General features: G+C 69.6%; 9 protein-coding genes and 1 riboswitch. Of the genes, 4 read left to right on the top strand and 5 right to left on the bottom strand.

Annotation, left to right across the window (positions count from 1 at the left end; translation table 11 throughout):
- Window positions 1-201: 201 nt before the first annotated feature.
- The 3 genes from sugE to udk all read right to left on the bottom strand — a co-directional run bounded on the left by sugE (window position 202) and on the right by udk (window position 2570).
- Window positions 202-516, bottom strand: a complete 315-nt coding sequence (sugE, locus tag QHF85_RS16120) for a quaternary ammonium compound efflux SMR transporter SugE (protein ID WP_281328070.1) — start codon at window positions 514-516, stop codon at window positions 202-204.
- Between the two features lie 21 nt (window positions 517-537).
- Window positions 538-602, bottom strand: a riboswitch (guanidine-III (ykkC-III) riboswitch).
- 50 nt (window positions 603-652) lie between these two features.
- Entirely contained in the window at window positions 653-1897 is a 1245-nt protein-coding gene (locus QHF85_RS16115; RefSeq protein ID WP_281328069.1) for an ATP-grasp domain-containing protein, read from the bottom strand.
- A gap of 55 nt (window positions 1898-1952) precedes the next feature.
- Complete coding sequence (gene udk, locus QHF85_RS16110; protein ID WP_281328068.1) at window positions 1953-2570, bottom strand: uridine kinase; 618 nt, start codon at window positions 2568-2570, stop codon at window positions 1953-1955.
- A 229-nt stretch (window positions 2571-2799) separates the two neighbouring features.
- Here udk and QHF85_RS16105 point away from each other — a divergent pair, with 229 nt between their 5' ends.
- Both QHF85_RS16105 and QHF85_RS16100 read left to right on the top strand, forming a co-directional pair.
- Window positions 2800-3384, top strand: a complete 585-nt coding sequence (locus QHF85_RS16105; RefSeq protein ID WP_281328067.1) for an HPF/RaiA family ribosome-associated protein — start codon at window positions 2800-2802, stop codon at window positions 3382-3384.
- A gap of 119 nt (window positions 3385-3503) precedes the next feature.
- The gene (locus QHF85_RS16100; protein ID WP_281328066.1) at window positions 3504-7754 is read left to right on the top strand and encodes an AAA family ATPase; all 4251 of its coding nucleotides are present in this window, start codon (window positions 3504-3506) and stop codon (window positions 7752-7754) included.
- Window positions 7755-7757: 3 nt separating this feature from the next.
- Here the strand turns inward: QHF85_RS16100 and QHF85_RS16095 are convergent, their stop codons facing one another.
- Window positions 7758-9113 carry a cytochrome c peroxidase gene (locus QHF85_RS16095; RefSeq protein ID WP_281328065.1) on the bottom strand — a complete coding sequence of 452 codons (1356 nt, stop codon included), beginning with the start codon at window positions 9111-9113 and terminating at the stop codon, window positions 7758-7760.
- Window positions 9114-9391: 278 nt separating this feature from the next.
- Between QHF85_RS16095 and QHF85_RS16090 the strand changes: the two genes are divergently transcribed.
- Both QHF85_RS16090 and QHF85_RS16085 read left to right on the top strand, forming a co-directional pair.
- Window positions 9392-10957, top strand: a complete 1566-nt coding sequence (locus QHF85_RS16090) for a sigma 54-interacting transcriptional regulator (RefSeq protein ID WP_281328064.1) — start codon at window positions 9392-9394, stop codon at window positions 10955-10957.
- A 145-nt stretch (window positions 10958-11102) separates the two neighbouring features.
- Entirely contained in the window at window positions 11103-11666 is a 564-nt protein-coding gene (locus QHF85_RS16085; protein ID WP_281328063.1) for a hypothetical protein, read from the top strand.
- 12 nt (window positions 11667-11678) lie between these two features.
- Here QHF85_RS16085 and QHF85_RS16080 read toward each other — a convergent pair whose 3' ends face one another.
- Complete coding sequence (locus QHF85_RS16080) at window positions 11679-12824, bottom strand: hypothetical protein (protein WP_281328062.1); 1146 nt, start codon at window positions 12822-12824, stop codon at window positions 11679-11681.
- Window positions 12825-13219 lie beyond the last annotated feature (395 nt).

Here is a 13219-nt window from a genome sequence, read left to right as displayed (position 1 = left end):
AAATCCACGGGCCGCATCCTTCCCGGCCGGACCCGCAAGCCGTGTCCTTTGGGAAGCGGAGATGACTTCCTCAGGAGCCTGTGTTGCTTTCCCGCGATACCGGGGACGTCGACGCGGGCGCGTGAGCAGAGCGCTGCGAGGACGCAGGCGTCCTCTCCGCCGCCCGCGTCGCCGCCCGCGTCTCCACGGATCGGTGGGCGCTCACGCGCTCGCTTTCAACCCGACGATCGACGCGAGCAGCAGCGCGAGAAACACGACCCGCGCCGGCGCCGCCGACTCTCCGAACAGCGCGATGCCCGCGATGGCCGTGCCGAGCGCGCCGATGCCCACCCACACCGCGTAGGCCGTCCCGATCGGCAAAGACTTCGTCGCGAACGCGAGCAAATACATGCTCGCCACGATCGCACCGATCGTCAGCACGCTCGGCAGCGGGCGCGTGAAGCCGTTCGTGTACTTCAATCCGATCGCCCAGCAGACCTCGAAGAGCCCTGCGACGATGAGGGATACCCACGCCATGACGTGCACTCCTTCCTTCGGGGTGCGTCGTCTTCTCCTGACCGGGTACGGCGCGTCTCGTCCGGGCCGGCAGTCTGCCGGCGCCTAGAACCTAGGGGAGGGGAGGGGGAACGGCAAGGGGGCGGGCGCCCCGAGCTCAAGCCGTCGGCGCGGTGGGCGGCGGCAGCACGGCCGTGAAATCCTGGACGAACCGCACTGCGTAATTCTCGACGAGCTCGCGCACGCGGCCCGGGTTGTCCGCGCGCACGATGAGCCCCGCGTGGTGCGGCTTCTCCGGCGTGCGCCAGACGATCTCGGGGTCCGTATACGCCGACATGTCCGGGTGCTCCTGCCGCGACAGCGACAGCACGAGGCCGCCGTAGTCGTATCGCCGCGACGGCAGCGCGTACGGGCGTTCGCCTTGCGCGATTTCAATCTTCGCCCACTCGCGCCACAGGTTGATCCCCGTCGCCGCTTCCACCACGTCCGAAGTGTGGCTGCCGCCCACGCGCGCCGCCGCCTCGATGAAGTAGATCCGGCCGTCCTCGGCCGAGCGGACGTACTCGATGTGCGTCACGCCGCGCACGAGGCCCATGTGCTCGATCACCCGCTCGTTCAGGTCGATGATCTCGCGCCACAGATCGCTCGCTCGATCGATCGTCTGCGTCGCCGACGGGCCGCCCTGGTTGACCACCTCGAAGAGCGACGTCCTGTACTGGTGCGCCTCCGCGAACACGATGCGCTTCTCCGAGACGATCGAGTCCACGTGGAAGAACTGGCCCGGGATCATCCGCTCGAGCAGGTAGCGCGAGCGATCGTCGCCGAGCTCCTCGATCACGCGCAGCGCCTCCTCCTCGCGATCGAGCTTCTTGATGCCGAGCGACGCGGCCTCGGAGCGCGGCTTGAGCAGCCACGGCGCCGGCACCGTGCGCAGGAAGCGGCGCACGCGCTCATCGTTCAGCACGTGCACGAAGTCGGGCACCGGGATGCTGCGATCCTTGGCGCGCGCGCGCATCGCCAGCTTGTCGCGGAAATACCGCGCCGTCGTCTCGCCCATGCCCGGGATGCGCAGGTGCTCGCGCAGGTGCGCGGCGAGCTCCACGTCGTAGTCGTCGAGCGGCGCGACGCGCTCGATCTCGCGCGTCCGGGCGAGGTAACTGACCGCGTTCACGACGGCGCGCCGATCGCTCAACGTCGGCATGCCGAAGATCTCGTCGATCTCCTCGCGCGCCCACGGTTTGCCGAGCAAGGACTCGAGTGTCAACAGGATGACCCGGCAACCCTCGCGCCGCGCCTGCTGCAGGAAGTCGTTGCCCTTGAAGTAGCTCGACACGCAGAGGATCGTGGTCGGCGGCGGGGGCAGGGAGGCGGGCCTCGTCGGCTCGTGGTCGGTGTTGATCACGGGGCCTCCATTACCCCAACTCGGGGCGGGATGTCACCCCGGCGCCTCGCCAAACTCAGCCAGCCATCTCGGCGCCGCGCATCTGGCGGATGAGGGCGATCACGAGATCGATGCCAATCTTGTTGTCACCCCCCTCGGGGATGATCACGTCGGCCCAGCGTTTCGAGGGTTCGACGAACATGAGGTGCATCGGCCGCACGGTCCGGTAGTACTGCTCCCGGATGGACTCGAACGTCCGGCCGCGGTGCTCGATGTCGCGGCGGATGCGCCGGAAGGCCCGGATGTCGGCGTCGGTGTCGACGTAGATCTTGATGTCGAGGTGCTCGCGGAGCTTCGCCTCGACGAAGACCAGGATGCCCTCGACGATGACGACCGGCGTCGGCGCGACGCGGCGCGAGTCGGGCGCGCGCCGGTGCGTCTTGAAGTCGTACCGAGGGACGTCGATGGAGTCGCCCCGCCGGAGGGCGGCGAGGTGCTCCACGAGGAGCTCGGTCTCCAAGGACTCCGGGTGATCGAAGTTGAGCCCGCAGCGCTCCTCGTAGGAGATGTCGTCACGGTCGCGGTAATACGCGTCGTGTTCGAGGATGGTCACGCCGGCGGGAGGCAGCGCCTCGGCGATACGGCGGGCCACGGTCGTCTTGCCGGAGCCGCTGCCGCCAGCAACTCCAATCATGAGCGGTCGTCGCATCAGAGCTCGTTCGTCCCGGCGGCACCATACTTCGATTCGGCGGCTTGGTCGACCGTGGAGCGAACAAGCATGCCGTACCACACCCGGCCGGGCGCGCCGGGTCTTGCCGCAGCCAGGACGTAGCCGAATGGAGGAGGGGAGAAGGTCAGATGGCGGGGTCCCGACGGCTCTGCCGGGGGCTCGGGAGTACCCCCGAGCGCCAAGCGAGGTGCGCATGAAGTTACCGCTTCAGATCACGTTCCGCGACATGCCATCGTCGGAGTCCGTGGCGCGCGAGGTGCGCGAGAAGGCCGAGAAGCTCGACGAGGTCTACGAAGGGATCATGGGGTGCCGCGTGGCGATCGAGCCCGCGTCCCGCCGGCGTCATCAGGGCAACGTCTACCGGGTGCGGATCGACATGACCGTGCCCGGCGAGGAGCTCGTGGTCGGCGGTGAGTCGGCCGAGGAGCTACACCAGCGCGCGCACGAGGACGTCTACGTCGCCGTGCACGAGGCGTTCGACGGCGCGCGCCGGCTCCTGCAGGCGTACGTGGCGAGGCAGCGGGGCGAGGTGAAGTCCCGCGTCGGGCCGCCGCACGGGAGGATCGCGCGGATCTTCCCGGAGAGCGGCTACGGCTTCCTGGAGGCCGAGGAAGGCTACGACGTGTACTTCCACAAGAACAGCGTCCTCAACAACGGCTTCGCGCGGCTCGCCGTGGGCACCGAGGTCCGCTACGAGGAGGAGCTCGGCGAGAAGGGTCCGCAGGCGAGCACGGTGGCGATCGTGGGCAAGGGCGGACACGGACACCGCGCCGCCTGAGGCCCCTCGGGTCCGCCGCCTCTTGCGGAGCCCGGGAGAACTGGGTACGAACGCCGGCTGCGGACGCACGGCCCGGGCAGTCGCCCGGCGCCGCGATCCGGGTCTTGGCGGAGGACGGCGTGGCGGACCCTTCGGGGCGCTTCCCCATACGTGATCACGACACGCTGGCCGGCGGCTTTTCAGGCGCGCCGCGCGCAGGCTCGACGCTGCCAGGCCCCATGATCGAGGGGATGTCCAACGCGCGGGGCCTGCGCTCGGACGAGCCGAGCTACGCCACCGAACCGCTCGGCCCCGCGCTGCGCGCCATGGAGAAGGGGACGCGCATCGGCAAGTTCCCCATCGTCCGCGTCATGAGCACGGGCGGGATGGGGATCATCTACGAGGCCGTGCACCCCGTGCTCGGCTCGCGCGTCGTCATCAAGACCGTGCGGCCCGAGATGGCCGGCAAGGCCGCGATGGCCGAGCGCTTCCGCAACGAGGCGCTCGCCGCGAGCCGCATCCGCGACGATCGCCTGCCGCAGATCTTCGACATCGATCGGCTCGACGACAACACGCAGTACATGGTGATGGAGTACCTCGAAGGCGAGGATCTCCAGCAGCGGCTCACCGACGGGCCGCTCGCGCCGGCGTACGCGACGCGCATCGTCTTCGAGGTCCTCGACGTCCTGCACAAGGTCCACAAGCTCGGCGTCATCCACCGCGACATCACGCCGCGAAACATTTTTCTCGCCCGGAGCGAGGTGCTCGGCGAGATCCCGAAGCTGCTCGATTTCGGCGTCGCCCACTTCGTCGACGATCCGAACACGCGGCCCGGTGAGCTCGTGGGGTCGCCGTTTTACATGGCGATCGAGCAGGTCCGCGATCACGGCGCGATCGGGCCGTGGACCGACGTCTTCGCCGCGGGCGTCGTGCTCTACGAGCTCGTCGCCGGCGTGCGTCCCTGGCACGGGTCGAGCCTCATCGGCTACCTCACGGCGCTCGCCGAGCGGCAGCCTCCGCGCCCCCTCGCGGCCGCCGCGCCGAACGTCCCGCCCGGCCTCGCCGAGGCCGTCATGCGCGCCATCCGCGTCGAGCCGATCGAGCGGTTCCCCGACGCCGCGGCCTTCGCCCGCGCCCTCGAGCCCTTCGCCGCCGATCGCGCCGTGCTCTACGATCTGCGCCGCGGCGGGCAACGATCGAGCGTGCCCACGCGTCGGACGACCCTCGAGAACGAGGCGACCGTCGCGATCACGCGCAGCAAGACGGTCACGATTCCGCCGCCGCCGCCCGTGCCCAAGCTCGCGGGCATCCAGTCGAAGCTCGCGGGTCTCGGCCGTGTGCGGCCAGGCGGAGGAGGCGTCGCCGCCGACGTGCCGCGCCCGAGCCTGCGCAAGGGCGAGCGCAGGCATTTGACGATCGCGATGGTCGGCCTCGTGCTCGACGAGCCGCGCGAGAGCACGCTCGGCGCCGAGGACATCGAGCAGATCGCGACGCAGATCTCCGAGGTCGTGGGCCGCGCCTTCGAGACGGTCGGCGCGCGCGTCGACAGGCCGCCGGGCGAGTCCTTGATGGCCGTCTTCGGCTACCACGCATCGAGCGAGGACGACGCCGAGCGCGCCGTCGCGGCCGCGTTCGCCGCGCTGGATCAGCGCCACGAGATCAACGCGACCCTCACCGAGATCGGCTGCGCGCTCTCCATGCGCATCGGCATCCACACGGGCTTCGTCACGCGCGGCGGCGACGCCATGCTCACGGGCGAGAGCATCAACCTCGCCGAGATGCTCCAGCGCTCGGCGCCGCTCAACGCCGTCGTGGTCAGCCGCGAGACGGTCGATCTGCTCGGCGGCAGGTTCACGGAGCGGCACTTCGGGCCGATCTCGATGAAGGGCCGCGCGCGCCCGAGCGAGGCCTACGAGATCCTCGGCCCCTCCGAGGTCGAGGGCCCGCGCAAGAGCCGCGCCGGCGCCCAGGAAGAGCGGCCCTTCGTCGGTCGCGACGCCGAGCTCGCCACGCTCGAAGGCCTGCTCGCCGAGGCGCGCGCGCGCGGCGGGCTGCACCTCGGGCTCGTCACCGGCGGCCCCGGCGTCGGCAAATCGCGCCTCGTGCACGAGCTCTTGCGCCGCGTCGAGGCCGACGACGCGCGCTGTACCCTCGTCGTGCGCGCGCACCCGGCCTCGGCTGCGCCGTACGGCGCCTGGGTCGCCTTCCTGCGCCGCGTCTTCTTCCCGCCCGGCGCGACCATGATCGACGCGCTGCAGACGACGACCGAGATCGGCGCCCTCGCCGCCGCGCTCGAGGATGCGCGCCGGAGCGAGCTCATCGCCAAGGCGCCCGTCGTCGATTTTCTGCTGGGCCTCGGCGGGCACGATCTCGTCGAGCAGTACGGGCCCGACGGCTTCCAGAGCCGCGTCCAGCAGACGCTCACGCTCCTGCTCGAAGCCCTCGCGCGGCGGGCGAGCGCCTTGCGACCTGGCAGGCCCGTCCTCTGCGTCCTCGACGACATGCACCGCGCCGACGCGACGAGCCTCGAGCTGCTCGGCCGCGTCCTTGGCGGCTACCGCTCCGCGCTCCCCGTCGTCTTCCTCGTCACGAGCCGCGACGGCGAGATCGCGACGCTCCCCGAGCACGTCGCCGTGACGCGCGCCCCGCTCGCGCCGCTGACGGACGACGAGATCCGCACGATCGCCGTGCTCCTCGCGGGGGAGGAGCCCTCGGCGGACGTCGTGCGCCTGCTCGTCGAGCGCGCCGCGGGTAACCCCCTCTTCGCCGAGGAGCTCTCGCTCTCGTTACGCGAGCAAGGCATGGTCACGGCCGACGCCGCGTCCCTCCGGCGCTTCACGGTCCCCTCGTCGCTCGTCGGCATGCTCCTCGCGCGCCTCGATCGACTGGAGCCCGAGCTCCGCACCACCCTCCAGTACGCGAGCATTCTCGGCGTGGAGTTCAGCGCCGATCTTTTCGACGCCGTTGCATCTGCGCTCGGCGACGAGCGGACCTCGCAACGACATCTCCACGAGCTCGTCCGTCGCGGTATCCTCTCGCATCGCAGGGAGCGCGGCGAGGAGACGTTCGCCTTCCGGCAGGTGCTCGCGCGGGACGCCATCTACGGCACGGTGCTCATGGACAACAAGCGCGTACTGCACCACCTGGCCGCCGCGTCGATCGAGCGCCTGCACGCCGGCAAGCTCGCGCCGCATCTGCCCGCGCTGTTCCATCACTACAGCCAGACCGACGAGGTCGAGCGCATCGTGCAGTACGCGCGCCTCACGGGCCACCGCGCCGTGGCCCTCGGCGCGTTCGTCGACGCGGTCGAGGCGCTCATGACCGCGGAGACCTTGCGCAGCCGCCTGCGTGACGACGACCCGCTCGCGGCGGCCCGCGCGCTCTTCGATCTCGGCATCGCCCTCTTCTGGCTCGGCCGCTTCGACGAGGTGGGCGAGCGTGTCGAGCAGAGCCTCGCGCTCCTCGACGAGGACACGCGCGAGGAGGCGCTCACGGTGCGCGCACGCTGTCACCTCCTCTGCGCCGAGACGGCGCACCAGCGCGCCCGCTGGCCCGAGGCCGTCTCGCAGCTCGAACGTGCCGAGGGGCTCTTCCGCCGCGCGGGGAGGCCCTTCGATGCGGCGCAGGCGCTCTGCACGCGAGGGTTTCAGCTCCGCAGCCAGGGCAAGATCGAGGAGGGCCTCGCGCTCGCCGAGAAGGGCTGGGAGACCTTGCGCGGCTCGGACAACCTGCCCGCGGTCGTGCGTGCGGGCCACGACCTCGGCAACTTGCTGCGCGACGTGCGGCGGTACGACGCGGCGATCGAGGTGTTCGAGGCGGCGATCCGCGCCGGCGAAGAGCTCGCCTTGGAGGGCGATCCGCTCGCGGCCGTGTGGGGCCAGGTCGCGGCGCGCAGCGGCCGGGCGATGACGTTCGCCGCGATGGGTCGGCTCGACGAGGCGATCGAGGATCAGAAGGCGGTGCACGCGCTCGCGGTGCGCGAGGGCAACGTGCTCGCGCAGGCGCACTCGGGGTTTCACCTGGCGCACCACCTGCGCGAGAAAGGCGAGCTGCTCGAGGCCGAGGTGCAAGCGCTCCGCGCGCTCACGTTGTGCACCGAGCTCGGGCTCTCGGGGCGCGCCGTGAAGTGTCGGCTCCTGCTCGCGGACCTCGCGGAGAAGACGGGCCGAAGGGGCGAGGCGCTGGAGCACGCGGACGAGGCCGAGCGGCTCGCGCGTCCGATGGGCGGCGATCCGTGGATCGACGTGGTCGAGCGGCTCGCGAGCTTGCTCCGGGAGCGGGGGCGGTCGGATCGGATCGCGGCGCTCGCGGCCGACACCGAGGCGTGCCTCGGCTCGTCGGCGGACGCTTCTCTCCGGCAGAGGGTGGCAGCGATTTTCGCGCGGGCGTGAGGGTCAGTCGTCCACGGGCAGCCCGCTCGGCAGGCTGTCCGGGATCAGATGGAGCTGGTTCAACGTCGAGGGATCGGTCAGCGCCGACAGGAAGGCCATCAGGTCCGACACCTCGGCGTCCGTGAGCTTCGCGCCTTCCACCTTCAGCAGCGGATCCAGCGACGCGAGCAGCGTCTTCCGCGTCTCCTCGCTGCTCTGGTAGGTGCCCCAGAGCTCGGGCTCCACCTGCTTGTCGTCGTACGCCTTCAGCGACGCCTCGGGATCGAGGTGATGCCGGACCGTGTCCTCCAGGTTGGCGTAGGCGCCATTGTGCATCCAGGGCCCTTCGAGCTCGATGTTTCGCAGCGAGGGCGTCCGGAACTTGAACCGATCCTCTTCCTTGAGCGTGATCCGCCCGCGACCGTAATCGAGCGGCGCCTCGTCACCCTTGCCCGTGCCGACCTGCGGCGCCGCGATGTTGTGGAAGCCGAGATCGGTCTGCAGCCCGCCGGTGTGGCACGATCCGCAGCTCGCGCGCCCGTAGAAGAGCAGCGCGCCCCGCTTCTGCGCGTCCGACATCGCAGCGTGATCGCCGGCGAGGTACCGATCGAACGGCGCATCGAGCGCCGTGAACGCGTCGGTCATGAATGCGCCGACCGCCTCGGCCAGGTGCACCACGTTGATATCGGCCTCGGTCTTCCCCGGGAACGCCGCGAGCAGCGCGTCCCGGTACTCCGGGATCGCCATCGCGCGCGCCACGACGAGCGGCCAGATCTGGGCGAAGTCGTCGTTCGTCAGGTCGGCCATTTCGTTCGGGTTCCCGTTCACGTCGGTCTCGCCCGGGAAGCCGCGCATCTCCTCGTCCGGCGTGATTGGAATGATGAAGAAGGCCGCGAGCGCATTGGAAAAATCCTGCGGCGTCGCGTCGCCCGCCGGCGAGATATACCCGTCCGTCGGATTGCCGCCGAGCCGGCCGTCCCAGAACATCGTGTCCCAGCCGGCGACGCCCCGGTTCCAGAGCGAGAGCGTGTTGCGGGCCAGAAACAGGCTCTTGGGCCCGTGCACCCGCTGCGGCCCGAGCCCCGTCGCGCCCTGGCCGCGTGATTGGCTCTGCCCGTCGGCGGAGCCGAGCAAGGGGTGATGGCACGTGCTGCAGGCGATGTTCCGCCGTCCGCTCAGCTCCTTCTCGAAGAAGAGCGATTGCCCGAGCTTCACGAGCGCCGGATCCTGCGCCTTCGGCCGCTCCACGGGTTTCACGCCCTCGGCCGCGAAGAGCTCCGTGAGCTCCTGGTCGAGGCTCGGCGCGATCGGCGCGTTGCCCGTCTCGTTTTCTCCGCTGCAAGCGCCGAGGATCGCCATTGACGCCAATACGAAGGCCAACCCCCCTCCCGCACCCACGCGCCGTCGCCCGTTCTTTCGACTCGATCGCTCCATGCTCGTCCTCCTCGCTGCCCACCCCCCGCGCGCGGCGCGAAGAGCACGCCACGTACCAGCCACCCGAGCGCGGTAACTCCGCGACATTTCACGATGACGCCGTGCGCAACGGCACCGACGGGTCGGTGCGCATCGAAATATCGTTGCGCTGCCAACGACCCGTCGGTGCTCAACCCAACGAGGGGTCGTTGCGTGTGCCTTCGCGGGGCGGTTATCGTCGAGGCATGAACCTCGACGATTGGGTCGCCGCGAGCACGCACGAGCTCGCGGACCTGGCGCTGCTCGCGGACGGGACGCCGGCGGCGCTCGACGAGCTCTTGCAGCGGGGCCTCGAATGGCTCGGCCGCATCGCGCCGTACGATCTCGCGGTCGTCTTCGAGCTCGAGGGCGCCTTGCTCCGCGCGAGGGCCGGGCGTGGCTCGCTCTTCCGGCCCGAGGTCCGCGAGGCTCGCATCCACCTCGACGATTTCCCCTCCATTCGGCTCGCCATCGAGGAGCGCAGGAGCCGCGTCTTCACGGAGGACGATCACGCCCACGGCGACGGCGATCTCTTCGATGGATTGCTGGACTTCCCGCACGGTCACGCGTGCATGGTCGTGCCCCTCGTGACGGGCTCGGAGGTCTTCGGCCTCATGTCGATCGACCGTGCGCGCTGCGGCCCTTATCCGCGCGCCGTCGTCGATCTCGCCGAGGTCTTCGGGCGCCTCCTCGCACTCTCGATCCATTGCTTGCGGCAGAACCAGAAGCTCGCCCGCGCGGGCCTCGAAAGCGAAGAGCGGGCCGCCGCGCTCGAGCGCCGCATCGGCGAGATCACCGAGGACGCCTCCGTGCTCGGTGACAGCGACAATGCACAGGTGCGTGATCTCGCGCGACAGGCGGCGCTCGTCGCGGGGACGAGCTCGACCGTCCTGCTCATCGGGGAGACGGGCACGGGAAAGGAGCGGCTCGCGCGGTTCATTCACGAAAAAAGCCCTCGCCGCGAGCGCCCGTTTGTCCCGGTGAACTGCGCGGCCTTGCCCTCGGGCACGCTGGAGAGCGAGCTCTTCGGGCACGAGCGTGGGGCCTTTTCGGGCGCATTGCGGGCCCGCCCCGGCCTCTTTCGGGCCGCGGACGGCGGAACTTTGTTTCTCGACGAGATCGGCGAGCTGCCGCTCGACCTCCAGGGCAAGCTCCTCCGCGCATTGCAGGAGGGGGAAGTCTTGCCCGTGGGCGCGGAGCAGCCGATCCGCGTCTCGGTGCGGGTCATCGCGGCGACGCACGTGGACCTCGAGCAAGCCGTCGCCGCGGGCCGGTTCCGGGGGGATCTTTATTATCGGCTCTCGGTCTATCCGCTGCGCCTCGTGCCGCTGCGTGAGCGCATGGAAGACCTCCCCTCGATTTGCCGGGTCGTTCTAAAGGAGCTTTCCGCGCGGGTCGGCAAGCAATCGCTTTGGCTCTCCGCGGGCGCGCTCGATGCGCTGCGACAGCACGATTATCCGGGCAACATCCGTGAGCTCTCGAATATCCTCGAGCGCGGGGCGATCCGGGCGGCGTCGGGCACGATCGAGCGGGCGGACCTCGCGCTGTTCGGGGCGAAGGCCCGGAAGCGGTCCGGCGCCGGCGAGAGCGGGCCCACGGATGCGCTCGTCTCGCTCGCCGAGAACGAGCGGCGCCACATCCAGCGGGTTCTCCGCGCGACGGGCGGACGCATCTATGGGGAAGGGGGCGCGGCCGCCATCCTCGGCCTGCCCCCCACCACGCTCCAGAGCCGGATGAAGCGGCTCGGATTGCGGCGCGAGACGAACGCCTGACGAGCGGAGACGAAAAGGTGCTCGCCGGCCGGGCCCTCCGCGGGCCTTCTTGTTTGGCGCGCGCCGCCGGTGGTACGGTCGCATCATGGGGAAATGGATGGGGTACCGTCGAGGGGATTGCGTGGGGGGTCGGAGCTTCGGGTGGGTGAGCGTCCTTGGAATGGCGCTCGCGGCGATGTCGATCGGGTGCAGCAGCAGCAACGCGACGACGCCGCTCAAGCGCCCGAGCGCGCCGCTCGTGACCGGGGAGCCGCAATGGCCGGAGGACGTGGTGCGGCAGGCCGAGCGCGCCGATCGCCTCTGTGGCCAGCGCCAGGCCGAGCTCCTCTACGATTACGAAGAAGCCAAGCAGGACCAGCAGAAGTTCAAGACGATCATGGGCTCGATCACGGGCGGCGTCGGCACGGTGGGCGGCGCCGTCGGCGGCGTGGGGGCGTATGTGATCGATTCCCCCGAGACCATCAAGAAGGTGACAGGAATCACGGGCATCGTGACGGCGGGCCTCGGCGCCGTGGGCTCGGTCGTGACGCTCGTCATCTCGCCCGGCGAATCGAAAATGCACGGCGCATCCGCGTCTTTCGCCTCCATCGAGCAGAAACGAGCGGCAGCGCGGACGGCGCTCACGCAGAAGGATCCGAGCGCGTGGTCGGAGGCGGACAAGGAAGCCTGGAGCAAGGCAGCCAAGGATCTCGAAGCCGCGTGTAAATAGAAACGCGGGACGTCAGAGCCCGAAGACCGAGAGGAGCCCGGCCCGCCAGAACATTGTGATGTACTGGCGTTCCGATTCCTCGTCGCCGGTATTTATCTCGTCATGGTCTCCCAGCACCCCCACGGCGCCCGTGAGCGCGACGCCCGGCGCCGCCCAGAATCGAACCCCCGGCGCTGCCCTCCAGCGGAACGTGGAGAGCATCGTGCTATCGACGACGGAGTGCCCGACGGCGCCGGACAGGAAGAGCTCCAGGCGCCGATCGTCGGAGCGGAAGGTGGTGAACTGGAGCTCGGCGTTCGCGATGGTCTCTTCGAAATCGAAGATCCGGGGGACATCGACGCCGAGCGCGATCAAGAAACGGCCTGCAGAGAACCCGAGCCCGAGGTTTCCGTCGACGTTGGCGCGCGGCGAGGTCGAGATTCCGGCTTGGAGCGCGACTCCGTAGGTCGGCGATCCGGCGCGCGCTTGTTTTTCCGTATCTGCCTTGGTGGGCACCCCGGTGACACCCACGAAGCCAGCCTGGAAGAATGCATTGATCGGAGATTCGGTAATGCTGTTGGAGCCAATCAGCCGGTAATCCCCGAGGGCCCCACCGGCGAGGTGGATGCCGAAAGCGGGGGAAGGCCAGAACCGCACGCCGGGGCCGAGATGCCAGCGCACGCGTATCCCTTGGTCCGACGTCACTGTGGTCACCGGATCGCCGATATCGACGGGCCAGCCGCGGTCCACATGCGATCTCCACCGCCGCCACGTCCCTGCAGCGGCTCCCAGGAGTCCGAGGACCTCGACGCGCGCCTTCGCGGAGCGATGGAGGACGAACTGGGCCTCGGGGCCGATCAGGAACGTCTCCTCCTTGACATGTGTTTCGTTGCCGGTGTCGTATTTGGCATCGTAGTATCTGGTGGAGAAATACCCCGAGACGCCGAGCAAAACGTTCGCGAACTTGTACCCGACCCAAAGCTCCTCGCGAAGGTGGTCGTCCTGCTCGTCGACGAGGGCGAGGGACATGTTCGTGCCGAAGGCGAACCCCGACGACTCCGTCTTCGGAGCCGGAAAGCTCGTCTCGGCGGCGTATAGAGAGGTCGTCACGGTCAAGCTCATGAGCGCGGCTCCTATCGACAGGACCTTCGCGCCAAGGACGGCTCGCGTGGAGGGCATGGGGTGAGCGTACCAAGCCTTCTCGCGAACGCGAGAGGTCGTTGGTCTCATCGAGGAGCCGTCGCGCCGGGGCGCCGCCCCGGACCCCGCGGGGGCTGTTCGCCCCTCGACCCGAACCAGGGCCAGCCCTGGACCTCTGGGCATCGACTGCGCTCCGCGCAGTCGATGCGGGGAAAGTTTTTAAGCTGTCCGTCCCCTCTTTGCAGGGCCAGCCCTGGGCCCTTTGGGGAAGAACTGCGCGATGCGCAGTTCTTCCCCAGGTCGGTGGTACTGCATCGCCAGTTGAACCGTCAGCGCTGCTGTTTTGGTGGGCAGGGTCGTCGCCAGTCTTGAATCGGCCGTTCGATGAACTGCGCATTGCGCATTTCATCGACCCTCGGTCCAGCGCGGGCGCT

The organism is Polyangium sp. 6x1, assembly GCF_029946515.1.
Taxonomy (GTDB): Bacteria; Myxococcota_A; Polyangia; order Polyangiales; family Polyangiaceae; genus Polyangium.
The sequence above is the reverse complement of the archived record's forward strand: the minus strand, read 5'-3'. Positions and strand labels throughout refer to the sequence as shown.

Bases quoted from the DNA above. Each gene is read 5' to 3' on its own strand.
- sugE (WP_281328070.1), bottom strand. From the start codon at position 516: ATGGCGTGGGTATCCCTCATCGTCGCAGGGCTCTTCGAGGTCTGCTGG.
- QHF85_RS16105 (WP_281328067.1), top strand. From the start codon at position 2,800: ATGAAGTTACCGCTTCAGATCACGTTCCGCGACATGCCATCGTCGGAG.
- QHF85_RS16080 (WP_281328062.1), bottom strand. From the start codon at position 12,824: ATGCCCTCCACGCGAGCCGTCCTTGGCGCGAAGGTCCTGTCGATAGGA.
- QHF85_RS16090 (WP_281328064.1), top strand. From the start codon at position 9,392: ATGAACCTCGACGATTGGGTCGCCGCGAGCACGCACGAGCTCGCGGAC.
- udk (WP_281328068.1), bottom strand. From the start codon at position 2,570: ATGATTGGAGTTGCTGGCGGCAGCGGCTCCGGCAAGACGACCGTGGCC.